Here is a 23,346-nt window from a genome sequence, read left to right as displayed (position 1 = left end):
TCTAAAAATGTTAGAGTAGACACATGGGCCACGACGACATCGATGCGCTACTCAACCTCCCCATCAACGAACGCGGCGAGCGACTGGCTCAGACGCAGGAGAACCAGTGGTTCGAACGCAAATCCATCCGTGTTGACCAGAAGAGCTTCGCCAAGGCCATCATCGGGATGGCGAACGCGGAAGGTGGAACCGTCGTCGTCGGCTTGAGCGAGAAGCGAGTCGAGGGGACCGACTCCACACCCTCTCAAACCAACAGGCTTCGCCAGGTACCGATGACCATGGCGGCTCCACCACTGCGCGTCCACTTCCGGGAGGTCCCGGTGATGAACGACGACGGCACGCAAGACCATCTTCTCGTCGCCCAGGTACCTCCCAGCCGACACGCACACCGGCGCAGTGACGGAACAGCCTTCCTGCGCATGGGCGACTCCACCGTGAAACTTGACGGCCCGATGTGGGAAGAGCTCGTCTACGACCGGGAGGCCGAGACATATGAGGCCCAGCCCGCCGGTATCACGATGGCTGACCTGAGCGGAAAGGCAATCGATCGACTACGAGCGGAGATCGGCGCACACGGAGACGACAGCCACGTCCTACGCAGCCGCAGCCTCCTGGCACAGGACGGCAAGCCCACCATCGCCGCACTCCTGCTCTTCGGCGCTGCACCCGAGCAGCTTCTGCCGCAGGCACTGGTGCGCGTCCTACGCTACCGAGAGGACGAGACAGGCACCGGAGCACGCCAAACCATGGAGGCCGACGGCGATCGACGCCTCGAGGGCACCATCCCAGACGTCATCGCCAGAGCAGCTGAGCTCATCGATCAGTGGGCCCCTAAGCGCAGGGCTCTGAAGAACGAGGGGACCTTCGGCCCGACGGACATCATCCCCCGGGACGCCTGGCTGGAGGCCGTGGTGAACGCCGTCGTCCACCGCTCTTACTCGATGGCCGGGGACCACATCCGTGTGTCGATCTTCCCCCACCGTATCGAGGTTTCCAGTCCGGGCCGTTTTCCCGGGATGAGCGATCCGAGTCGCCCACTCGAGATCGCGCGATACGCACGCAACCCGCGCATCGCCAGGGTGTGCGCGGACCTCGGGATCACGCAGGAGCTCGGCGAGGGCATTAGGCGCATGGTTGACGACATGCGCCAAGCCGGTCTCGCGGACCCTCACTATCGTCAGACCTCAACTAGCGTCATCGTGAGGCTGGATGCGACGTCGGCCATCTCGAGCGACGTCATTGAGAGACTGCCTCACGGCTCGCTCGCGGTCGTCACGCTCCTGCGAAGCACCGGGCCATTGGGCACGGGGGAGATCGTGTCGGGCGTCAACGCATCCCGCCCTACGGTCCTGCGGTGGCTCAAGACGCTGCGCGAAGAGGGACTGGTGGAGCGAAGAGGACAGTCACCTCGAGACCCGCGAGCCACATGGTACGTACCCGGCACCTGATCCCCCGCCTCTGCCGCCTCACTGCCCGCAGCAGAGTCCTCCGGCCACCCACTGACATCTACTCTAAAATATTGAGAGTAGCAATGTGAACCTGCAGAACGTTGGGATGACAAGGAACAACTCGCCTCGAACGGCGCTACTGCCAACCTACTCGAACGCTACTCGAAGCTCTCTCAACAGCCGCCGGACCACACTTCGACCGAATCTTCAGAATCGACCCGGAGCCGCGTCGTTTCTGAAGTTTTGGTCGAAGTGTCGACGTGAGGCGGGCCCGGCTTCCACCCACCGGCCCCGCGCCGACGACGTAGCCTGGCCGTATGAGCATTGAAGTCTCCCAGCTCACCCGCTTCTTCGGCCGGGCGCCGGCGGTGCACCAGCTGGACATGTCGGTGCCCAGCGGCGCCGTCACCGGCCTGGTCGGCCCCAACGGCGCCGGCAAGACCACACTGCTGCTCATGCTTGCGGCCCTCCTGGCCCCGGACCACGGGACGATCCGGGTGGCGGGCCTGGACCCGGTGACCCAGCCGCGCGAGGTCCACCGCGCCGTGGGCTGGATGCCCGACGCCTTCGGCACCTGGGACTCCCTGACCTGCACCGAGATCCTCCTGACCTTCGCCGCCGCCCAGGGCATGGACGCCGACGCCGCCCGCCCCCGAGCCGTCGAGATGCTCTCCCTGGTCCACCTCGAGGAGATGGCGCGCACACCCGCCCGGGTCCTGTCCCGCGGCCAGAAGCAGCGCCTGGGCCTGGCCCGCGCCCTCATCCACGCCCCCAAGGTCCTGCTCCTGGACGAGCCGGCCGCCGGCATGGACCCGCGTTCGCGCGCCGACCTGCGCGTCCTGCTGCGCGACCTGGCCTCGGGCGGCACCACGATCCTGCTCTCCAGCCACATCCTCACGGAGATGGAGGAGATGGTCGACGGCGTCGTCTTCATGTCCCACGGGACCGCCGTCACCTCGCCGGCGGGGTGGGGCCCGGCGCCCGGCCAGGCGGGCTCGGGCGCGCCGGCCCCGCTCCCGATGCAGCGGACCTGGCGGATGCGGGCCCTGGACGCCGAACGACTGGGCCAGTGGACACGCTCCGCGCAGCTGCCCGTCACGGCGGAGGAGGACGGCGCCGTGCGACTCCCGGTCGCCGACGACGCAGCCGCGGCCCGCCTGCTGCGAGGGGCCGTTGAGGCCGGGGTGGAGGTCGTCTCCTTCGCCCCGCTGTCCGGAACCCTGGAGGAGACCTACCTGGCTCTGGAAGGAGAACGCCGATGACCTGGACCGGTGTGCGCACCATCATGGTGCTCGAGCTGCGTCAGCGGGTGAGGGCCACGCGCTGGCGCATCATGCTGGGGATCTGGCTGACGGTCCTCATCGTCCTGTGCGGCGGGCTGGTGATCGCCGTCGAGACCACGAGCTCCACAGGCCCGTCCAACGACTTTCTTCTGACGCTCTACGACATCGTCGTCTGCTTCGTGCTGGGGATCGGGCTCATCGTCGCCCCCACCTTGTCGGCGACCTCCATCAACGGTGACCGGGCCGACGCAACCCTGGCACTGCTGCAGGCCACGGCACTGCGCAGCCAGGAGATCGTCGTCGGCAAGCTGCTGGCGGCCTGGGTGGCCGCGATCGCCTTCCTGGGGGTGGCGGTGCCCTTCCTCATCGGCTTGACGGTCGCGGGCGGTTCGCACTGGCAGGCCCTCCTCGCCCACCTGGTCATCCTCGTCTTCACCCTGGGGGCGGTGTGCGCCATCGGCCTTGGCTTCTCGGCGCTGGCGGCGCGGCCCTCGGCCTCGGCGGTCCTGACCTACCTCGTGGTGGCCGCCCTCGTCGTCGGGACTCCACTGTTCATGGCCATCAGCTCACCCCTGGCGGTCGGCAACCAGACACTGGTGACCTACAGCCTGGACTACGACAAATCCACCAACGGCACGCTCGTGTGCAAGACCGACCCCGAGGTCTCCGTCGAGGAGGTCACCCACACCGATCGGATCTGGTGGCTGCTGGCCCCCAACCCCTTCATCATCCTGGGGGACGCCACCGCCCACGCGCCCCGTCGGCTCGACGGCTGGGGCCACCGCAGCAGCTACTCCCCGCTGGAGGCCACGGGTTCGTGGACCGACGAGCTGCGCGACCCCAAGCCCGATCGGGTCGTCAGCAACTTCTGTAAGAACCGGAAGGACTCCTCCGACGATTCTTCCAGCAGGCGCGACAGCGAGGCTCCCGTGGCCAAGCACCTGGTCTTCTGGCCCGCGAGCCTCGTGGTGCTCATGGCTCTGGGGGCCGGCGGCGTGGTGACGGCCAGCAGACGTCTGCGCGTCCCGGCCGGCCGACTGCCGCGCGGCGTGCGCCTGGCCTGACCCTCCCGCCCTGAGCCGGCCGGGCATTCTTCGCGCAGCCCTCCCGACACTCTGTTGGCGGCGGTGAAAGATGCCCGGCTCGCGGCGAGAAGCGCAGGGGGCGGTCAGTCCTCGACGCGGCGTCGGCCCTCGAAGGCCCGCCCGAGGGTGACCTCGTCGGCGTACTCCAGGTCGGCGCCCACGGGCAGGCCGGAGGCGAGCCGGGAGACTGGCACGGCCATGGTGCGCAGCATGCGGGTGAGGTAGGCGGCGGTCGCCTCGCCGACGACGTCGGGGTCGGTGGCCAGGATGACCTCCTCGACCTCGCCGTCTCCCAGGCGGCTGAAGAGCTCGCGCACGCGCAGGTCGTCAGGGCCGACGCCGTTGATGGGGTCGATGGCGCCGCCGAGCACGTGGTAGAGCCCCCGGTACTCGCGGGTGCGCTCGATGGCGACGACGTCCTTGGGCTCCTCGACGACGCAGATGACGCGCTGGTCGCGGCGCGGGTCGCGGCAGATGGCGCACTGGGGGGCCTCGGCGATGTTGCCGCAGGTCTCGCAGAAGCGGACCTTGGCCTTGACGGCGCGCAGGGCCTCGATGAGGCGCTCGACGGCGGCCGCGTCGGCGGCGAGCACGTGAAAGGCCATGCGCTGGGCGGACTTGGGGCCGATACCGGGCAGCTCGCCGAACTCGTCGATGAGGTCCTGGACGGCGCCTTCGTAGACGGCGGGCATGTCAGCGTCCTTCCTGGGTCACGGTGACCTCTTCGATGACCTGGGCGCCAAGGATCCGTTTGACGACCTCGAGCCCGACGACGCCGGCGTCCTCGGCGTCGGGGTCGTCCTCGCTGGGGGTGTCGTCGGCCAGGGAGTCGGTGTCGGCCTCCTGGGCGGCGGCGCGAGCGGCGGCCATGGCGGCGGCCAGGCGTGAGCCGGCGATGCCCGACGGCGCCCAGGTGGACTCGTCCTCGGGTGGGGCGCTCGAGGCGCTGGGCTCCTCGGGGGGCGGGCCCGGGCTGAAGGGGCTCGACGCCGTCCCCTCCCAGGTGACAGGGGCCAGGCCGGGGGATCCTGCGGTGGTCTCCGAGGAGCCGGGGGCGTGTGACGCGCTGCCGGCCCCGGGCGCCTGCGGGGACGGGGAGGAGGACGTCTGCTGGAAGGACTGGGAGGCCGCCGGAGCGGACGCGGCCCCGCCGGGAATCTCCGGCAGGGCGCGCAGACGGTGGACGGTGGCCAGGGGCGCCTCGTCGGGCGCCTGCGCGGCGGGGGCGGAGCGGGACTGGGCGGGTGAGGCGGAGGCAGCTGGGGCCGAGGTGGGGGCCGGAGCGGACTGGGGGTCGGTGGGCGCGGGGGATGCAGGCAATCCTGAGCCTGCGCCTGAGGAGGGCCCGGGCGGCGGGGACGAGGGCGCGGAGGCGGATGCCGACTGGGCGGGCACAGTTCCGCCGCCGGGGACGGCGACCGGGCCCCAACCGTCGTCCAGATCGGTGCCGCCGCCGGCGGGCGCGGAGACCGGGGCCGGGGCCGAGCCCCCGCCGGGGATCGCGACGGGCCCCCAGCCGTCGTCGGGATCGGAGGGGTTCGCGGAAGCGGGGGATGCCGGCGGCTCCATGGGAGCAGCGGTGGGCGCCGGGGACGTGGAGGCGGCCGGGGATGCTGGGGAGACCGCCTGGAACTCGGTGGGGGCGGCGGGATCGACGCCGACCTGGGCCGGCTGCGGCTCGGGCGAGGTCGCGGCCTCCTGGGCGACGGCGGCCGGGGCTGGAGCGGCGGAGTGCCCAGCAGAGCCGCTGGGCTCATCGACACTGAGAGCCCCACTGACGTAGCCGGAGTCCTCGGCGTAGGGATCGGCACCCCAGTCGTCCTCGGGCGGGGGTTCGGGGATCGGGGAGCCGTCGTCCCAGGTGGTGGAGACGGGACGGTGCGCGCCGGGGCGGTCGGCAGGCTCGACGTCGGTGGGCCGTGCCGACGCAGCAGCGGGCGACTGCGCGGGGCGGCCGGCGTCGTGGACAGCGCTGGTGGGGTTGTGGGTGGCAAGCGCCTGGGGGTCGGGAGCGGATGCGGCGACTGGTTCACCGGTGGAGCCGTGCAGCACGGCACTGTCGACGCCGGGGCCAGAGCCACCGGCGCTACTCACGACGGCCGGGGCCGGTGCTTCGGCCGGGCCTTGGCCGCCGGTGTGCGTCCCAGCGCCGTTGACATCCTGCGCCACGCTGCTGGCGGCCGAGCCCGCCGAGTCGAAGGCGCCGGCCTGTGGTCCGGGCCCGCTCGGGCCTGCATCGGGGGCGCCGCCACCGTCGAAGCCCTGCGGCCCGCCGTGACCGGCGTCGTGGCCGACGGCGGAGCTGACGCTGGGGCCAGGGGTGTGTGCCGTCTCCGCTCCGGAGGGGGCAGCCCCGGATCCGCCCGGTCCTTGCGGTCCACGCGGGCCGCCTGAGCCGCCAGGGCCACCGGGGCCACCTGAGCCACCCGGGCCGTCGTCGCCGGCAACGATGGCGTGCACCTCGAGGCGCAGGCCCAGGGCCTGATGGAGGGCCGCGGAGAAGATAGGGCCGTGCCCGCCGTTCTCGAAGGCGCCCACGAGGCCGGGGGCGGCGAACAGGAGCGTGAAGACGCCGCCGGAGACGGTGCCCGGTCGGGAGTTGGGGCCGACCAGCGCCCAGGTGGCGCGCCGCGAGCGCTTGGCCGCCTCGAGGACCTCCTCCCAGCGGGTGCGGATCATCTCCGCGTCGGCCGCCTCGCCCCCGCCCGGGCTGCCAGCAGCGACACCGCCCTGGGCGACGGGTGCTGAGGCCGCAGCAGGGGCTGCCCCCCAACGGCGCTTCCCTGGGCAGCGGGGGCCAGGGAGCGGCGGGCGCGCTCGGGGCGGCTGCGCGCGAGGGCTGCTCGGCCGGCCGTGAGGCCGCCGCGGCCGAGGGTGCGGAAGGCCCCGGCGAGGCGGCGGCGCCGTCATTCGGGCCGTCCCAGCTGACGGCGGGGCCCGCCTGTGAGGCCGGTGCGGTCGACGTCGGACCCGCGGCAGGCGCTGAGGGCGCGGCAGGGGCCGCCCCCCAACCGGCGTCGGAGTGGGGAGCCCCAGGGGCGGTGGGCGCCGGGCTCCCGACTCTCTCCGGTCCTCCGGCGTTCTCGGGCCGCTGGCCTCCACGCCGGCCGGCGGCCTCTGCGGAGGCCTGGCGGGCGATCTGGGCGGCCATCTCGCGTCCCGACCCGGCGGGCACGACACCGGCGCTACTTCCGGCCGCTCCAGTGCCCGCGCCGACGCCCGCACCACCGGGGGCGGGCGAGGCCATCGGTCCGGCGCTCCCAGCAGGCCCGCCCGCACCCCCGGCCGCAACGCCACCACCTCTGGCAGCACCTCCGGCGGGGATGAGCAGGCGGGCCACGAGCAGCTCGAGCTGGAGACGCGGGGAGGTGGCGCCGACCATGGCGGTCAGGGCCTGGGCGGTGGTATCAGCGGCCCGGGAGAGAGCAGCGGCCCCCATGGTGCGGGCCTGGAGATCCATGCGTTCGAGCTCGTCGACCGGCAGGGAGCCCAGCGCCGCGCCGGCCTCGGAACCGGCCAGGGCGATGACGAGCAGGTCGCGCAGCCGGGCCAGCAGGTCCTCGACGAAACGACGGGGGTCGTGCCCGGAGGAGACGACCCGGTCCACCACTCGGAAGACGCCGGCGCCGTCGGAGGCCGCGATGGCGTCGACGCACTGGTCGAGCATGGTGGTGTCGGTGTAGCCCAGCAGGGCAACGGCCCGCTGGTAGTCGACGCCGCCGTCGTGCGCCCCGCCGATGAGCTGGTCCATGACGGAAAGGGTGTCGCGCACGGAGCCGCCGCCGGCGCGCACCACGAGGGGGAAGACGCCGGGGCCGATCTCGACGCCCTCGGCCTGGCACAGATGACCGAGGTAGCCCTCGAGGACGTCGGGCGGGACGAGACGGAAGGGGTAGTGATGGGTGCGCGAGCGGATGGTGCCGATGACCTTCTCCGGCTCGGTGGTGGCGAAGATGAACTTCACGTGCGCCGGCGGCTCCTCGACGAGCTTGAGCAGCGCGTTGAAGCCCTGCGCGGTCACCATGTGGGCCTCGTCGAGGATGAAGATCTTGTAGCGGTCGCGGGCCGGTGCGAAGGCGGCGCGCTCGCGCAAGTCGCGAGCGTCGTCGACGCCGTTGTGGCTGGCGGCGTCGATCTCGACGACGTCGAGGCTGCCAGGGCCGCCGGTGGCCAGGTCCCGGCAGGAGGGGCAGGTGCCGCAGGGGGTGTCGGTGGGGGCCTGGGCGCAGTTGAGGCAGCGGGCCAGGATGCGCGCCGACGTCGTCTTGCCACAGCCGCGCGGGCCGGAGAAGAGGTAGGCGTGGGTGACGCGGTCGGCCCGCAGCGCCGCCATGAGCGGAGCGGTGACGTGGTCCTGCCCGATGACCTCCTGGAAGGTGTCGGGGCGGTAGCGGCGGTACAGAGCGGTGGTCACGGCCCGAGCCTAATCGGCCGGGCCGACACCGTGCGAGGCTCCGGGCGGGTCGGGTGCCGTCTGGCACGATGGGCGGGCCGGCGCGTCGCCGACTGGAGGAACGGAGGAACCATGACCGTCACCGAGGCTCTTGTCTCCCGCAACGCCGCCTACTGCGCCGAGGTCCTCGCCCGCGGTGGCCTGGCGGCCAAGGGGAAGCAGAAGGTCGCGGTCGTGGCCTGTATGGACTCGCGCGTGGACGTCTTCGCGGCCCTGGGGCTCGCCCCAGGCGAGGCGCACGTCATCCGCAACGCCGGCGGACTGGTCACCGAGGACACGATCCGCTCCCTGTCGATCAGCCAGCACCTGTTGGGCACCGAGGAGATCCTCCTCATCCACCACACCGGCTGCGGCATGCTCTCCTTCACCGACGAGGAGCTGTGCTCCGCCCTGGAGGCGGACACCGGCGCGAGGCCGACCTGGGCGCCGGGGGCCTTCACCGACCTGGCCGACAGCGTGCGCCAGTCGATCGCCCGCATCAAGGCCTCGCCCTTCATCCCCCGCACCGACGCCGTGCGCGGCTTCGTCCTGGACCTGGCCACCGGCCGCCTGGCGGAGGTCGACGCCGCCGCGGCGTGAGCCTCCGCCGCCCGGGCACATGAGGACCCCTCGCGCACCCGCCAGAGCCTGCTTACCCTTGCTACCTTCCGGTCCTGGGGGATTCACTGGATGACGCCGCACGAGGGGCCGAGCGAGAGACTACCCGATCCGGCCCCCGGTTGCGAACCGTCCCGACCGAGCTCGCGTGACAGATCCCACCGCCCCGGGCTGGCCCCGGGGATGGGCGTTCCGATATATTCCTTTCTCGTTGCACGTGGTTGTCGCCGCGTGGAGCGCCTGGAGGATTCGCCTAGTGGCCTATGGCGCACGCTTGGAAAGCGTGTTGGGTGCAAGCCCTCGGGGGTTCGAATCCCCCATCCTCCGCCACCACCCCGGAATCCGTGTGATTCCGGGGTTTTTCCATTCTCCCCTCCGCCGTCCGCAGCAGGCTCCCGATCAGGTCTCCTCCCCATCGACGCCGCCTCCCACTCCTGCCACGATGACCCCATGCGCACGAACGTCCCATCCCTCATCGCCCTCCCGATAGCACTCCTCCTCGCCGTGAGCCTCAGCGCCTGCGACGAGGAGGCGGTGGGCACCCCCTCCACTCTTCCCTCCTCCTCAGCCACGGCCGACCCCACGGACTCGTCCAAGGACGAGCCCTCCCAAGGCTCCGACGCCACCCCCTCGGCCACTCCTCAGGCCGACGCCTCCGCCAGTTCCAGCGCCAAAGCGGAGGGCGGGGCCAAGACCGTGAGCATCCAGGACCTCAAGACCGGCAACTGCATCTCCGAGATGGTCAACGGGGCCGAGCAGGGCGGAACGGATGCCACGGGCGCGAAGCTCGTCGACTGCTCCACGCCCCACCAGTACGAGGTGACCGGGACGGGGCAGTCCACAGCCTCCACCTACGCCGAGGCGAGCACCTCGGATGAGGTCACCGCCGTCTGCAACCCGGTGCTGGAGAAGTACGTCGGCTCCTCATCCAAGGCCAAGAAGTACCGGGCGGCGGCCCTGACCCCCTCGCAGTCCTCCTGGGACCAGGGGGACCACTCGTTGGTCTGCTTCGCCCAAAACCGGGATAACACACCATTGAATAATTCCATCAAGAACTCCTAGTCTGTCCCCAACGAGCAGGACGGCCGCACACGGGCGAACCACCGATGGAGGGGACCACTTCTCCCTTCCCGCGCCTTGCGAACACTGTCCAGCCTCCCACTCCGGCCGGGTGGCGACTCTCCGTCTCTCCGTCTCATGTCGCCACCCGGTCCTTATCCCGGATTATTCAGCCGCCTTTCCGGCCGCAACCAGAAGCCTGCAGAAAACCGGCACAATGCCGCCATTCCGACTGTTACGGTTCGACCCATGCGCACCCGGACCACGCTCCTCACCCTCCCCGTCGCCGCCGCCGTCACCATGGGGCTGACCTCCTGCAGCCTGTTCTCCTCACAGACCACCACCGCCACCAAGGACCTTGAGGTCGGGCAGTGCTACAACACCGTGAGCAAGGACTCCGGCGGGGATCAGGCGATCGGCGAGGTCGTCGTGGTCGACTGCTCCAAGGCTCACACCTACGAGGTCATCGCCCAGACCACCTTCAGCGATGACATCAAGGAGTTCCCCAAGCCAGAGGCACGTGACTCCCTGGGGCAGGGCTTCTGCCTGGGCGAGGACTTCACCAAGTACGTCGGGATCGAGTCCGGCAAGACCAACTACCAGGTCGAGTACCTCACGCCGGGCGAAGGCACCTGGGCCCAGGGCGACCGCAAGATCACCTGTGTCGTCACCCAGGGGGACAAGTCACAGGTCAAGGGCTCGGCCAAGAACTCCAAGAAGTAGTCCCCTGTCGCCGTCTTTCCGGGCGGCCGCAGCCACCCCGAAACCCTGAACAATACTGAATATCGCGTCGATAGCCTTTCATAAAATGAGGCCATCCGTCACACTTTTCCGGGAGCGCCGACCCCGATCAAGCGCCGCGTTCTTCCGGAACTTCTCGAGTTGGAGAGGAGGCCGGCATCACGCGCAGCTGCAGCGCTCGTAATCTCCTGGAGTGACCAGTGACGCCCTCAGTGCACCGCAGCCCGGCGCTCCGCACGACGACGAGCCCTCCGAGCGCCGCCCTGGCCGCCCGCGCCGTCGAGGCCCCAGACGTCGCCCGGGCGAAGGCGGCAGCCGGCCGTCCTCCACCCAGGAAGCGATCCTGACCGCCGCACGCGAGTCCTTCCTGACCCAGGGGTATGAGGGAACCACCATCCGCGCGGTGGCCCGGGCGGCCGGCGTGGACCCGGCACTCGTGTCCTACTACTTCGGCTCCAAGGGGGACCTGTTCGGGGCGGCGGTCAACCTGCGCGTGCGGGCGAGTCAGGAGATCGCCACCGCCATCAGCGGGGATCTCCTCTCGGCCGGCCCCCGGCTGGTGCGCCTGTCGCTGACGGCCTGGGACGACGACGCCGACGGCGCGACCTTCCGCAGCCTGCTGCAGTGGATGGCCACCGACACCCGCAGCCCGGAAGCGATCCAGAACTACGCCACCGAGCAGGTCGCGGCTCCGATGGCCGAGGTCCTTGAGCAGTCGGGCCTGTCAGTCGCCTCGCCGCGCGAACGGGCCACCCTGGCCGGCTCCCAGCTGGTGGGACTGGCCATGATCCGCTACGTGCTGCGCCTGGAGCCCATCGCCAGCGCGAGCATCGACCACCTCGCGGAGGTCGTCGGCCCGACGATCCAGCGCTACCTCACCGGCCCGCTGCAGTCCACGTGAACAGGGTTCGCCCCGGTAACACGTCACCGGGGCGAACACAGGAGTACCGAGGATGTCTCGGGTTCGGCTCAGAAGGTCTCGTAGCGCCCCGAGCTGAGGAACACGCCGTGACCGGTCTCGGTATTACGGCAGGTCATGCCAGTCTCCTCGGAGCTGCACACCCAGGAACCGAAGGTGACGGACTGACCGTACTCCACCACCTGGGGCGAGGAGCCGCCACCGCGGAAGGCCTCGTCGAGAGAGAAGGCGCCCTCACTGCGGCCGGCGAGCTGCGGAGTTCCCCCGGAACTGAGGTCGAACCACCACTTCGGCGAGCCCGCCTCATCCTTGCCGTAGGTGCCGTTGGAGCGGTAGGACAGCACACCGCAGCCCGCGTAGTGGGCGGACAGGTCGCAGCCGATGTTGCCCGACGGCGACACGATCATGGCGGTCTTCTCCGAGACGAGATTGCCCGGGACGAAGGACGTTGCCTGGCTGGGCTGCTCGTCGGCGGGGGCGGCCGGCTCGGCCGGGTTCTCGGCGGGCTTGTCGGTAGGTGCCTCGGCCGGCTTGTCGGCCGGTGCCGGCTGCGCGTCAGCAGGTTTGTCAGCGGGCTTGTCGGCAGGCGCCTCAGCCGGCTTCTCGGCGGGCTTGTCAGTCGGCTTCTCGGCCGGCGCCGGCTGCTCCGCGCGCTTCTGAGTCTCAGGGGCCGGGGAACTGGGTGTCTGAGCGGATCCGGCATAGGGCTTACCGGCGTCGTCGGTCTTCCCCTGAGCCTGAGGGGCCTTGGAGGCGCCGCTGTTCTGCTGCCCCGGAGCGTCCGTCTTGCCGGGGGCCAACGCTCTAGTGGCGTCGGTCCCGCTGGCGGCCGGACGGGGCTCGTTGGCCCGCGGGCTCGCGGGACGGGACTGGGAGCCGGAGGGCTGCGACGCGGAGGAGTCGGCGGGGCCCTTACCGGTGGGACTGGGAATGCGAGGAGAGGCGTGCCCCGACTTCTGGCCGGAGGTCGCCTTGGCACTGGCCGTCGACTGCGCCTTCGCAGATGACGATGAACCCGTGGTGCCCTGCTGATTGGCGTTGGAGGCACCACCGGACTGACAACCGGCCAGAAGCATGGCGGTCGAGGTGAGAACAACAAGGGACAGGGGAATGGTGAAGCCGCTTCGGCGGACCGCGATGGTCATGGCTGCGGCATCCTTTCGGTCGAGGTCGGTGCAGCGAACACGGTACTAGAGCCGCGAAGCAGAGGGGAACAGTCCGAAGGTCAGGCATGCCGCCGATTTCCGGCATCAGACATCCCACCCTCCCAGTAAACCACCAGATATCGCAGCGATAACGCCAATCACAAAGAGATGACGAAATCGCCGTCCTATCGGCCACATTCCAACTAGTGAGACAGATAACGGAAGCGACTCCCCACCTCGGAGGGGCCCGGACAGGCTGAACCCAGCGGACCGGCGCCCCGGGACAAGTCGATCCTGTCGATGCAGTCGACGTCGTCGATGTTGGACGACCCACGGCTCCCCCCACGCACCTACGGCCGCTTCATTCACTAGGATGTTGCCGTGATCTTCAAGGCAGTACGCGAGAGGCCCCCCTACCCCGACCATGGGGTCACCACTCAGCGCGATTGGGCCGTCATCGCACCTCGACAGATCCGCCTGGCCGATCTCACTACCACCCGCGCAACCCTCGATCTGCGCAGCCTCCTGGATGACGACTCCACCTTCTACGGCGACCTGTTCGCCCATGTCGTCTCCTTCAAGGGGGACCTCTACCTGGAGACCGGGCTGCACCGGGCACTGCGCGCCGCCCTGCAGGGGCGCACCGCGATCCACGCCCGCATCCTGGAGGTCACCGAGGAAGGGGTGCCGCGGCTCGCCCCGGCACCGCCGAGCGCCTGATCCTCGCCGGCAGCACCCGGCAACCCGCCCAGCACCCCGGTCCACGGCTCGGTCCCATGTCACATCGAGCCCACCACCACCCGATGAGCGCCGTCGTCCATTACCCTGGATCGCGTGAGTAGTCCCGCAGATCCGCGCGCCGAGTACCGGCGGCACATGCAGCACCGTCAGACCACCGTCATCGGCGCCATCCTGGCCGTCATGGTGGTCGCGGTCGCCGTGAGCCTCCTGGTATCGCTGGGCATCCTGCCCGCCTACAACCCGGGCTTCTCGCAGCCCAAGAGCACGGCGACCTACGTGCCCCAGACCTGCCCGCCCAGCGGCGCCAAGACCGTCGACGTCACCACGATCGAGAAGATCAACATCTACAACGGCTCGGAGACGGTGGGGCTGGCAGCCACGGTGCAGCAGGAGCTGGAGGAGGCCGGCCTGACCGTCACCTCGGCGAATGACTGGCCGGGAGGCATCTACAACGGCGAGGTCCAGATCATGGCCTCCAAGGGCGGCCTGACCAACGCCTACTCCCTGGCCCAGATCTTCCCCAAGTCCACGGTGCAGCTCGACAAGAGCCTGTCCGACGACGACACCACGGTCTCGGTGGTCCTGGGCAAGGAGTACCTGCAGAACGCACTGAAGTCGGACGAGATCAAGCTCCTCGGTGCCGACAAGCCCATCACCGCCCCCAGCGACTGCGTCCCGGCGGACAAGGCCGCCACGAAGAAGACCAGCTGACCCCGGGGCCGCCCGGTCCGGGCGGGAGCGTCCCGACGATGACTCCCAGCCTCGATGGCTTCCCGCCTCGATCGAGGACGTACTTCTCCGACGAGGACTGCGCTGTCCCCCAGACGACTGGGAGCTGACCTCAGTCATCTGGAGGAGAAGGACGTTCTGGGCGGGAAACGCAGTTCCCGATTCAGAGCGTCATAGCGCCTGAGACGCCGGCTCACGTGCGGTTCCAGGATGGGGCCGGCGCTCGCGCGGGGCCCGGAGGCCGTGATTCGACGCCGGCTCCACCCTGAGCCTCACCTCGGGCCGGCCTACTCCACGAGGGTCGGGATCCACTGGCCAAGGGTTGTGCGTACTGCACGAAGGCCCCACCTACCCGCAGTACACCCACCCCTCCTCCAGTAGCACCCCACCCTCGTGCAGTACACGCCCCACACCACCCGAGCGACAGCGAGCCACCGAACCAGGCCCCACCGAGGAAGCGAGCAGTACGTATCGCGTACTCAGCTCTCCCCACCGGCGTCTTGCGCTGTCATGGCAAGAAACCCTCAGGAGCATCAGGCAACGCCCCATGACGGCAGTGGCAGTCGATGTGCTGAACCGAGCACATCGACTGCCACATCTCTTGCCGCTTTTCGGCGGCACCTACCGGCAGGGCGGCTCAGCCGCGGCCCTTACCGGCCCCCTCAACGCCATCGGCGCTCGACGACATCGGAGCCTGCGCCTCCGAGGCGGCCGAGGGCGAGTGGGCGGCGCGGCTGGAGTAGGCCGGGCCCTCCAGCTCGGTGCCGGCGGGGGCGGAGGCCGGGGAGGCCTGCTCCAGGTTGGTGCCGCGCAGCTTCGAGATCCAGCGCATGGCGTGGTAGACGCCGATGGCCGCGGCCGAGCCCAGGGCGATGCCCTTGAAGGTCATGTCGCCCCAGACCAGGGTGTAGTCGGCGATGGCCACCACCATGGACACGGCCGCCGTGTTGAGGTTGACCGGGTCGGAGAAGTCCACACGGTTCTGCACCCAGATGCGCACCCCCAGCATGCCGATCATGCCGTAGAGGACCGTGGCCGCCCCACCCAGGACGCCGGCGGGGATCGAGGCGATGATCTGGCCGAACTTCGGCAGGAGGGACAGGCCCAGGGCGCTGAGTGCCGCCACCACGTAGGCGGCGGTGGAGTAGACGCGGGTGGCGGCCATGACGCCGATGTTCTCCGCGTAGGTGGTGGTGCCCGAGCCGCCGCCGCTGCCGGCGAGCACGGTGGACAGGCCGTCGGCGAACAGGGCCCGGCCGGTGACGTCGTCGAGGTCCTCCCCGGTCATGGCCGAGACGGACTTGACGTGACCGATGTTCTCGGCGACCAGGACGAGCACCACGGGGATGAACAGGCCCAGGTAGCGCACGTCGAAGGCCGGGGCGTGGAAGTCGGGAAGCCCCAGAACAGGGGCCTTAGCGACGGCGTCGAAGTTGACCTCCCCGCGCAGTACCGCGGTGGCGTAACCGATGAGCACGCCGAAAAGGATCGCCAGGCGCCCGATGAGGCCCTTGAACAACACCGTGATGACAAGGATCGAGACGATCGTGACGACCGCCGTGACGGGGCCCTTCGTGACATTGCCCCAGGCGGCGGGGGCCAGGTTGAAGCCGATGAGGGCGACGATCGCTCCGGTGACGATCGGGGGCATGAGACGGTCGATCCAGGCCGACCCGACCAGGTGGACGATGATGCCCACCACCAGCAGGCACAGCCCCACCGAGATGATCCCGCCCTGCGCGAGGGCGGCCTTGTGGGGGTCAAGAGGGATGTCGACGAAACTCCCGTTCCTGTCCATGCGCCCGGTCACGGCTCCGATGGGGGCGAGGAGCGCGAAGGAGGAGCCCAGGTAGCTGGGCAGGCGCCCGGAGGTGATGCCCAGGAACAGCAGGGTGCCCACACCGGTGAAGAACAGCGTCGTCGCCGGGTCGAAGCCGGTCAGCAGCGGCACCAGGAAGGTGGCGCCGAACATGGCGACGACGTGCTGGACACCGATGCCGATGGTGCGCGGCCAGGTGAGGCGCTCACCGGGGGCGACGACCTCGCCCGGAGCGATGGACCGGCCATCGCCGTGCAGGCGCCAGCCACGAGAGGGAGAAGAGGACACGAGTGAGCTCCTGCCTAAGCAACGAGGGAATGGCTGTGTCCCGTGGGAAATCCTCTCGCAGGAGACCCGCGGGACGCTCGGCAGGACCCGGCAGAGCCTGCCGGAACTTCAGCATAGCCCCTGCTCGGCGGGCCCGCGGACCGGGCTCCTCGCGGGCACCTTCCGGCCACCTGGCGGCTCCCAACTGATTCGTCCGCGGGAAGGATGCCGTCTGCGGGCGCCGACGGTGCATGATGTGGTCATGAGCACCGTCGGGACCTCCACGCCAGGACAGAGCGCGCCACGCTTCTCGCCGAGCTCGGAGCAGTACGTCGACGGGCTCCCCCAGGGATTCGTCTTCCCCGGAACCGAGAATCTCGATCCGGCAGAAATCTTCTCCGGCCCCGGCTACACCGCACCCCGCCCCCGCAGCGACTCCGGAGCGACGGCCGCCCTGGTGTGCGGACTGCTCAGCTTCATCCCCCTCGTCGGCGTCGCCGCGATCATCCTGGGCATCAGTGCGCTGCGGCGCCTGCACCGCAGCTATGACTCCGGTGAGGGACTGGCGTGGCTGGGGCTCATTCTGGGAGCCATCTCCGTCATCCTGTGGTCCTGCGTCCTCATCCTCGTGCTGTTCGTGATCTAAAGGCCACAGGGCCACGCCCGCACGGCCACGCCCGGCCAACCGGTCCCCTACAGTGGTCCCGTGAAGCCTTTCATCATGGTGACCACGCGCCCCGAGCACGAGGCGGCGCAGGACGAGTACGAGTCCTTCCTGGCTCAGAGCGGTCTATCGCGCGATGACCTGCAGCACATCGCCCTGGAGGAGGTCGATTTCCTCGACTCCTTCACCGCGGCCGATGTCTCCGGGGTCCTCATCGGGGCCAGCCCCTACAACGCGGACACGCCGGCGGCCGAGAAGACCCGCAGTCAGCTCAACGTCGAGGAGCAGATCCGCGAACTGCTCGGGGTGATCCTCAAGGAGGGCATTCCCCTTCTGGCCACGGGCGTCGCGCTCCAGGTGCTGGCCGCCTACCTGGGCACCGGGACGCAGGAGGAGTTCGGTGAGGAGCTGGGCGCCGTCGACCTCTTCCTGACGGCCGAGGGCCGCGAGGACCCGGTCCTGAAGGGGCTCCCCCAGGTGGTCACGGTCTTCGCCGGCCACTACGAGGGCGTCGGGGAGGTGCCCGCGCACGCGACCCTGCTGGCGAGCTCGCCGGACTGCCCGGTCCAGATGCTGCGCGTGGGCAGGAACGTCTACGCCTGCCAGTTCAACCCCGAGCTCGACGCCGTCCAGTTCGAGCGGCGTGTCAGTATCTACGACGAGGCCGGTTACGGGGACCCGGACATGAGCGAGGACATCCTCACCCAGGCCCGGTCCTCCGAGGCGCACGACGCCGGACAGATCATCCGCAACTTCGTCTCGTACTTCACCCGCAGCTGAGCTGCCGATCCTTGGGGCCGCACGCCCCGAACGACTCGGGGATCCAGGCGCAGCTCTGGAGCTGAGAGCCACGATCATCAGGACGTTGTCATGACTTACCCGCCCGCCTATCCGCCGCCACAGGGACACAGCGGCCCACCGAGCCCGCAGTACCCGCCGCAGGCCGCCTATGGCTCTGCTCCGGTAAGCGCCCCGCAGGGCGGGGCGACCTACGGGCAGGCGCCGACGCCGGCCGGTCACGGCGCGTACATGCCCCCCGCGCAGAGCGCGATTCCGACCCAGTCGGTATTGCACCCACCCGGGGCGTCCGCCTTCCCAGGCCAGCCCTATCCGCCTGCGCCGGCACATGCCTTGACGCCGCAGTATCAGCCGTACCAGCCGCAACAGCAGCAGTTCCAGCAGTTTCAGCAAGGCGCGGGCTCGGGCACCGGGTCGGCATACCTGAGCGGAGCAGTCACCGCACCGGGCTACCCCTCCTCTGCCAGACCACCGCGGCTGGGCAGCCCTCAGCCAGGAACGACCTCATCACAACCCTTGGGTGCGCCACACCAGGTGCCATGGCGCGGGTTGAAAGCGGCGGCACTGGTCATGATGATCGTTGGCTGTGCCCTTGAGGTCGTCATCTATATCACCTTCCTTCTCACTTTCGCGCGGGGCGATACATGGTGGTCAGCCATCATTCCGACACTCTTATTCATCGTCACCACACCAGCGATCTGGTGGCATTATTTCGGATTGCGTCGCCTATTTCGCAACCAGCCAGTCACTGAGATGCTAGGGCTCTCACTGTGGTTCGGCTACGGGGTACTCATCATACCCATTGCCGGCACCAACAAGGACCCGTACGCCGGCGTGCAAGACTTCACCATTGTCCTCCTATTCATCGTCACCGCAGTGGGCGCCATCCTCACCACACGCCTCAATCAGCACTTAAGGACTCCGCAGCCATGGCCCACCACCCTGGCCATAGGCGCCTGCCAGTTCTTACTCATCAACAGCGCCGTGCACATTTCATACCTCACCATATCGGCCTACGTGACCATATCGGCAGGAAAGAGCCTCAGCGACCACACAACCAGCGCCTGGTTCATATGGTCGGAATCAGGGGGCGCAGGCCTTTCCGTCACGACAGGGCTACTCATTGTTACCATCGTCACATCCCTGGCTGCCGCAGGCCTGTTCCTGGGAATGCGGCGCCCTTCCAGCACATCCTTCCGAATCGTGTCCACGAGCGCCGTCTCACTATTTACGCTCTATAACATCGTCGTCGTCCTCGCCTACGGGTTGCCCACCGTTGGCGAGTACGCTTTTCGGCCATCCAGCACAGGAATCGTGATGGCGATCATCATCGGCCAGGGAGCCCTCCTCATCGGTTCGACGCTGATGGCCGGACGCCGATCCGCGGCCGCTCCTCCCAGTGGCCACAGCCGGTATCACGATGGCGCCGCGAGCACAGCCGGCCCCCACGGCATGCAGAACCGCTTCAGCAGGCAGCACCGCTCCCAGTCACAGTGGGGGAGCGGGTACTGATCCCGCCCCACCACCGCGGGGTCGGCACACGACATCACCTCGGTCATCGACACCGACCGACAGGTCAAGCACAATGCCGATATGCGGCAGCCACCTCAACCTCAGAGCAGCTACACACCGACACCGTCGGGCACCGAAGGGCACAGCCCGGCGACGCCATACGGCGTGATGCCACACGGGCCGCACACCCCCGTATCGCCACCGCATGCGACCTTCTCGGCAGGCCACAGCCCCCAGAGCGGGCAGCAGGCCCACTACCCCTATCTTTTCCAGGCCCAGGCCGCCCCTCCAACACAGCCGGTGGCGCCGCACCTGTCCAGCATCGGCCAGCCCGCCAGCAGTATCGTCACCAACGGGGCTGATATCGATCCCTACTCGGCAGGGCCCACTGCCAGCTTCCCCAGGTTCGCCCCCACTCCAACCCCTGGGCCCCTCCCCGTGATCCCGCAGCCGCAGCCGTTAGCGCCGCCAGCACCGGTCAGCGCGCCACCGCTCGTCGTCACCCGCACAATCTCCTCGCCCTCACCCACCCGCTGGAGGCGAGACCGGATCATCGCCCTCATCACAACTCTGATTGCTTGCGGTGCTCAGATCGTGTGGGTCCTCTACGACCTCCACAGGCAACCCAGATTCACCGCCCCTCCGGGCTTCACGCTGGATTTCATCCTGTACCTGCTCTTCTATGCCCTCAGCACCCCGGGCGTCTGGTGGTTCTTCCTTCACTTTTCGTCTCTGAAAGCCATCTTTGAGAACCACCCGACCTCGGTCATGGTCGCCGCGACTTTTCAGATACTGCTCATCGACGTCTTGATATTCAACGACAGTATCATTGTCACCCCTATGCCGATCCTGTGCCTCCTGACAACCGGGAGCGCCGCGATCGCCGCAACCATCATGAATCAACACACGCCCGCTGCGCGACCATGGTCTGTCACGATCGGATTAGCAGCCAACCTCTTCATTCTCGTCATAGCACTCCATCAGCTGGCGAACTCTGTGAGATACATAGTGGGCGGCACCGACATAAGTGAGCACACAATCAACGTCTGGATGGCGATATCACTCCAGCCGACCCCTTTAGGAGCGCCTCTCGTCGGCGGCATCTTCCTCATGATCATGACGGCCTTGATCGCCTCCGCCAGCCTCTACCTAGGTTCTCAGAGCCGTTACACAGTGGCGTTCTCACGCGTCGTCGGCATCGCACCATTAGTCATGGTACTCACGAACGTGTACATCCTCCTCGCCTATGGCATTTCCGTCACTTCCATCAACTCCATGCTCGGTTTTTCCAGCATGGGCCACGGGTTCCCATACGCCTCCTTCCGAGCATGGGGCTCATCGATCCTGCTGGGAGCCATCGCCGTCGGAATCATCGTGCTGCTACACCGACGCACGTCCGCCATGAAGCACACGACGCATCAGTTCCCACCGGTGGCCACAAGCAGGCAACAACCCCAATACGTGAGCTACCGGCCCTACATGTAGGGGAAACCTCCACCCATCACGACACACAGTGAGCAGAGTCACTCACGTATCCCCATCCGCTGACCCATCGGTTCCGAACTCCTGGTGACGGTGCACTACGTCGGTGCGCCACCACTCACCTGGCCACGTCGCCAGCCCATGTCACCAAGGAGTTCTCCCATGCGTACTCGCAAGATCGTGTCAGCCGCCCTGCTCGTTGCCGCCCTCGCCGTCGGCACCGCCGCCTGCGGCTCCACGAATGCCGACAAGGACAAGATGGAGCAGACCTCCACCCCGAACGGCACCATGAGTGACGGCAAGATGTCCGATGGAAAGATGAGCGACGGCAAGACCGGGGACGGGAAGATGTCGGATGACAAGATGTCCGACAGCCCCACCTCCGGCAGCATGTCGGACGGCAAGATGAGCGACGACAAGATGTCGGCCGCCCCTTCGGCCAGCGCCATGAGCGACGGCAAGTAGACCTCACCATGACCCGAACGGGCTCCGGTCCACATTCACTCAATGAGTGCGGACCGGAGCCTTTCTGATGCCTACCCCACGAAGGTGGCGATCATGACAGGTCGGCGTACTCCTGCGGTACGTCAGCAACAGCCTGGGCTATGGGGGTGTCGCCGTCGTAGAAGGGGATGACCTTACCGATACTGGCCGGCTCGGCGAGCACGGCGGTGATAACGCGGGCGACGTTCCCACGCGACGTCGGCGCCTTCGAGGTCGGGGTGCCCTTGGGGACGCGCGCCACGGTGATAGCACCGGTGGGTTCATCCAGGGTCAGCAGGCCCGGCCCCAAGATCGTCCAGGCCAGGTCGGTGGTCTGCAGGTGTCGGTCTGCCGCGATCTTGGCAATGGCGTAGGCGCGCAGCGGGTGGTCGTCGGGAACCTCGCCGTAGGCGGTGAGGAAGGAGACCATGACGTAGCGCGTGACCCCGGCTGCGGCGGCGGCCTCCATGGAGCGGATGGCGGCGGCACGGTCGACGGCGTCGGTACGCTCCGGGCCTCCCTTGCCGCCGGCCCCGGCGGACCAGACGATCGCGTCAGCACCGGCGAAGACCCGGGTGAGCTCAGCGACGTCGGCTTCCTCGACGGACAGGACCAGCGGGGTGGCTCCGGTGGCGGCAACGTCGGCGGAGTGGTCAGGGTTGCGGATGAGGGAGACGACCTCGTGGCCGGCATCCACGAGCAGCGGGGCGGCCAGCAGCGCGACCTTGCCGTGACCTCCGATCATGACGATGCGGGACATAAGCGAGCCCTTTCTGTACGTTCCCGGAGCATTCGGGGCCGATCAGACACATCGCCCCGGGTGATGCCCCACTATCCACCCCACTTGCACCGTACGCATCCCCTTCCCGCGCTGCACGAACTGGGGCATCGCGCCGACGACGCGGCGACCGTCAGTCGCGGGCGTGGACGGCCACGAAGTTGGCCAGCAGTTTCCAGGAGTCGGAGACGTCGTCGAGGCGCACGCGGGCCTGGAGGTCGGCGAGCTCGTCGTCGGCGAAGTAGCCGTGACCGGCGTAGAAGCCGAGCCGGTGGGCGAGGTAGTCGCCGTCGAGCTCGGGGTGGAACTGGGTGGCGTACAGGTTGGACCCGATCCGGAACATCTGGACCGGGCAGGCCTCACCGGTTCCCAGGACGACGGCGTGGGTCGGCAGCGTCGTGACCGCCTCCTTGTGGGCGACGAAGGCCTGGAAGACCTTCGGGACACCCGCGCAGACGGGGTCGGCCAGGCCGGCCTCGGTGAGAGTGACGTCGGGGGCGGTGACGGCCTCGCCGTAGGTGGTGTCGACGACGGCGCCCTGGTGGCAGGCGAGCGTGCCCACGCCGTAGCAGGCGCCGAAGAAGGGGAAGTCGGCCGCGACGACGCGGTCGAGCAGGCCGGAGAGCTCGGCCTCGACCCGCTTCTGGGTGGCGGACTTCTTCTCCGCCGGGGTGGAGGCGTTGAAGGGGGAGCCGCCCACGAGGATGCCGGACCAGTCGTCCAGGTCGATCTGGGGCAGGGACTGAGACTCCAGGCGCAGGCGGCGGAGCGTGGACTCGTCCAGGCCGGTGCGCTTGAGGAACGCCTCGTACTCGGCGTCGGCGGGCTCATCGTCGCTGCGGGTGGCCAGGAAGAGGAAGGGTTTCACGAGATGACCTTAACGGGGGCCGGCGGCCTGGGCAGCATCCTTTTCCACGCCGTTCTCAGAATCACGTTCAGGAACCGGCCCGCAGGCTTCTGAGGATCTCCTCGACGGCGGCCAGGGTGACTCCGGAGGCCTGCCTCAGGGAGAGCTGCGCCCGCCCGAGGTTCCCGCCGGCGGCCGGGGCGTCGAGGTAGGTCAGGGCGGAGACCGCCACGCCCCTCGAGGCCAGGACCATGGCTTCGGCCACGGAGTCGGTCACGGCGGCGTCGGCACCCAAGGAGACCAGGGCGCGTGACTCGGCCGGGCTCGGGCGCAGGGGCCCGGGCACGAGGGCGACGACGGAGCTGCCGCTCACGCCGCGCAGGCTCCCCAGGCGCTCGGTGAGCGTCGCGTCCCAGCCCGCCGAGACCATGCCGGGGGCCGGGAAGAGGGAACCACCCGAGACATTGAGGTGGTCGGCGACGACGCGCACCTGTCC

Annotated in this window: 21 protein-coding genes, 1 tRNA gene, 1 other RNA gene and 1 pseudogene; 15 read left to right on the top strand and 9 right to left on the bottom strand. The window is 69.0% G+C overall.

Annotation, left to right across the window (positions count from 1 at the left end):
• Positions 1-23: 23 nt before the first annotated feature.
• The 3 genes from HMPREF9058_RS06940 to HMPREF9058_RS06930 all read left to right on the top strand — a co-directional run bounded on the left by HMPREF9058_RS06940 (position 24) and on the right by HMPREF9058_RS06930 (position 3,795).
• Entirely contained in the window at positions 24-1,448 is a 1,425-nt protein-coding gene (locus HMPREF9058_RS06940; RefSeq protein WP_009406636.1) for an ATP-binding protein, read from the top strand.
• 317 nt (positions 1,449-1,765) lie between these two features.
• Positions 1,766-2,710 (top strand): ABC transporter ATP-binding protein, encoded by a 945-nt coding sequence (locus tag HMPREF9058_RS06935; RefSeq protein WP_009747692.1) that lies wholly within the window; start codon positions 1,766-1,768, stop codon positions 2,708-2,710.
• Positions 2,707-3,795: an ABC transporter permease gene (locus HMPREF9058_RS06930; RefSeq protein WP_009406627.1), complete on the top strand. Its 1,089-nt coding sequence runs from the start codon at positions 2,707-2,709 to the stop codon at positions 3,793-3,795. The genes HMPREF9058_RS06935 and HMPREF9058_RS06930 overlap by 4 nt, the downstream gene beginning before the upstream one ends.
• Before the next feature lie 104 nt (positions 3,796-3,899).
• Here the strand turns inward: HMPREF9058_RS06930 and recR are convergent, their stop codons facing one another.
• From recR to HMPREF9058_RS13380, 3 genes are read right to left on the bottom strand one after another with little or no spacing between them, the layout of a single operon-like run.
• Entirely contained in the window at positions 3,900-4,508 is a 609-nt protein-coding gene (recR, locus tag HMPREF9058_RS06925; RefSeq protein ID WP_003788101.1) for a recombination mediator RecR, read from the bottom strand.
• Position 4,509: 1 nt separating this feature from the next.
• Positions 4,510-5,910, bottom strand: coding sequence for a hypothetical protein (locus tag HMPREF9058_RS13605; RefSeq protein ID WP_175284701.1), 1,401 nt, complete (start codon positions 5,908-5,910; stop codon positions 4,510-4,512).
• Positions 5,903-8,230, bottom strand: a complete 2,328-nt coding sequence (locus HMPREF9058_RS13380) for a DNA polymerase III subunit gamma and tau (protein WP_009747662.1) — start codon at positions 8,228-8,230, stop codon at positions 5,903-5,905. The genes HMPREF9058_RS13605 and HMPREF9058_RS13380 overlap by 8 nt, the downstream gene beginning before the upstream one ends.
• A 111-nt stretch (positions 8,231-8,341) precedes the next feature.
• On the opposite strand from HMPREF9058_RS13380, the gene HMPREF9058_RS06915 reads away from it, so the two are divergent.
• A complete protein-coding gene (locus tag HMPREF9058_RS06915) occupies positions 8,342-8,848 on the top strand; it encodes a carbonic anhydrase (RefSeq protein ID WP_009406621.1) in 507 nt (168 codons plus the stop codon).
• Positions 8,849-8,866: 18 nt separating this feature from the next.
• On the opposite strand, the gene ffs is transcribed toward HMPREF9058_RS06915, so the two are convergent.
• An RNA gene (gene ffs / locus HMPREF9058_RS12780) (signal recognition particle sRNA small type) lies at positions 8,867-8,961 on the bottom strand.
• A gap of 147 nt (positions 8,962-9,108) precedes the next feature.
• On the opposite strand from ffs, the gene HMPREF9058_RS06910 reads away from it, so the two are divergent.
• The 4 genes from HMPREF9058_RS06910 to HMPREF9058_RS06895 all read left to right on the top strand — a co-directional run bounded on the left by HMPREF9058_RS06910 (position 9,109) and on the right by HMPREF9058_RS06895 (position 11,567).
• Positions 9,109-9,196 (top strand) — tRNA-Ser (locus tag HMPREF9058_RS06910).
• Between the two features lie 120 nt (positions 9,197-9,316).
• The gene (locus tag HMPREF9058_RS06905; RefSeq protein WP_009747673.1) at positions 9,317-9,928 is read left to right on the top strand and encodes a septum formation family protein; all 612 of its coding nucleotides are present in this window, start codon (positions 9,317-9,319) and stop codon (positions 9,926-9,928) included.
• Between the two features lie 246 nt (positions 9,929-10,174).
• Positions 10,175-10,648 (top strand): septum formation family protein, encoded by a 474-nt coding sequence (locus HMPREF9058_RS06900; RefSeq protein WP_009406622.1) that lies wholly within the window; start codon positions 10,175-10,177, stop codon positions 10,646-10,648.
• Positions 10,649-10,859: 211 nt separating this feature from the next.
• Positions 10,860-11,567 (top strand): TetR/AcrR family transcriptional regulator, encoded by a 708-nt coding sequence (locus tag HMPREF9058_RS06895; protein WP_009406613.1) that lies wholly within the window; start codon positions 10,860-10,862, stop codon positions 11,565-11,567.
• Between the two features lie 68 nt (positions 11,568-11,635).
• Here HMPREF9058_RS06895 and HMPREF9058_RS06890 read toward each other — a convergent pair whose 3' ends face one another.
• Positions 11,636-12,730, bottom strand: a complete 1,095-nt coding sequence (locus HMPREF9058_RS06890; protein WP_009747700.1) for a hypothetical protein — start codon at positions 12,728-12,730, stop codon at positions 11,636-11,638.
• A 381-nt stretch (positions 12,731-13,111) separates the two neighbouring features.
• Between HMPREF9058_RS06890 and HMPREF9058_RS06885 the strand changes: the two genes are divergently transcribed.
• Both HMPREF9058_RS06885 and HMPREF9058_RS06880 read left to right on the top strand, forming a co-directional pair.
• On the top strand, positions 13,112-13,450 hold the full coding sequence (locus HMPREF9058_RS06885; protein WP_003788121.1) for a hypothetical protein: 339 nt from the start codon (positions 13,112-13,114) through the stop codon (positions 13,448-13,450).
• A gap of 156 nt (positions 13,451-13,606) precedes the next feature.
• Positions 13,607-14,182: a LytR C-terminal domain-containing protein gene (locus HMPREF9058_RS06880; protein WP_050798021.1), complete on the top strand. Its 576-nt coding sequence runs from the start codon at positions 13,607-13,609 to the stop codon at positions 14,180-14,182.
• 655 nt (positions 14,183-14,837) lie between these two features.
• Here the strand turns inward: HMPREF9058_RS06880 and HMPREF9058_RS06875 are convergent.
• Entirely contained in the window at positions 14,838-16,307 is a 1,470-nt protein-coding gene (locus HMPREF9058_RS06875) for a uracil-xanthine permease family protein (RefSeq protein WP_009747658.1), read from the bottom strand.
• Positions 16,308-16,548: 241 nt separating this feature from the next.
• On the opposite strand from HMPREF9058_RS06875, the gene HMPREF9058_RS06870 reads away from it, so the two are divergent.
• From HMPREF9058_RS06870 to HMPREF9058_RS06850, 5 genes are all read left to right on the top strand, one after another.
• Entirely contained in the window at positions 16,549-16,932 is a 384-nt protein-coding gene (locus tag HMPREF9058_RS06870; RefSeq protein WP_009747688.1) for a DUF4190 domain-containing protein, read from the top strand.
• A 60-nt stretch (positions 16,933-16,992) separates the two neighbouring features.
• Complete coding sequence (locus HMPREF9058_RS06865) at positions 16,993-17,730, top strand: hypothetical protein (protein WP_009747696.1); 738 nt, start codon at positions 16,993-16,995, stop codon at positions 17,728-17,730.
• A 90-nt stretch (positions 17,731-17,820) separates the two neighbouring features.
• Positions 17,821-19,260, top strand: coding sequence for an annexin A7 (locus tag HMPREF9058_RS06860; protein WP_043537880.1), 1,440 nt, complete (start codon positions 17,821-17,823; stop codon positions 19,258-19,260).
• Between the two features lie 81 nt (positions 19,261-19,341).
• A complete protein-coding gene (locus tag HMPREF9058_RS06855; protein WP_139018977.1) occupies positions 19,342-20,745 on the top strand; it encodes a hypothetical protein in 1,404 nt (467 codons plus the stop codon).
• Positions 20,746-20,904: 159 nt separating this feature from the next.
• Positions 20,905-21,207 carry a hypothetical protein gene (locus tag HMPREF9058_RS06850; protein ID WP_009406618.1) on the top strand — a complete coding sequence of 101 codons (303 nt, stop codon included), beginning with the start codon at positions 20,905-20,907 and terminating at the stop codon, positions 21,205-21,207.
• 91 nt (positions 21,208-21,298) lie between these two features.
• On the opposite strand, the gene HMPREF9058_RS06845 is transcribed toward HMPREF9058_RS06850, so the two are convergent.
• From HMPREF9058_RS06845 to HMPREF9058_RS06835, 3 genes and pseudogenes are all read right to left on the bottom strand, one after another.
• On the bottom strand, positions 21,299-21,985 hold the full coding sequence (locus HMPREF9058_RS06845) for an SDR family oxidoreductase (RefSeq protein WP_009406653.1): 687 nt from the start codon (positions 21,983-21,985) through the stop codon (positions 21,299-21,301).
• A gap of 151 nt (positions 21,986-22,136) precedes the next feature.
• The gene (locus tag HMPREF9058_RS06840) at positions 22,137-22,871 is read right to left on the bottom strand and encodes a glutamine amidotransferase (RefSeq protein ID WP_009747709.1); all 735 of its coding nucleotides are present in this window, start codon (positions 22,869-22,871) and stop codon (positions 22,137-22,139) included.
• Positions 22,872-22,938: 67 nt separating this feature from the next.
• A pseudogene (locus HMPREF9058_RS06835) lies at positions 22,939-23,346 on the bottom strand (purine-nucleoside phosphorylase); the annotation flags it as partial.

The sequence above is a fragment of the Actinomyces sp. oral taxon 175 str. F0384 genome (assembly GCF_000223355.1).
In the GTDB taxonomy this organism is placed as follows: Bacteria; Actinomycetota; Actinomycetes; order Actinomycetales; family Actinomycetaceae; genus Actinomyces; species Actinomyces oris.
This window is presented reverse-complemented; position numbering and strand designations above follow the sequence as displayed.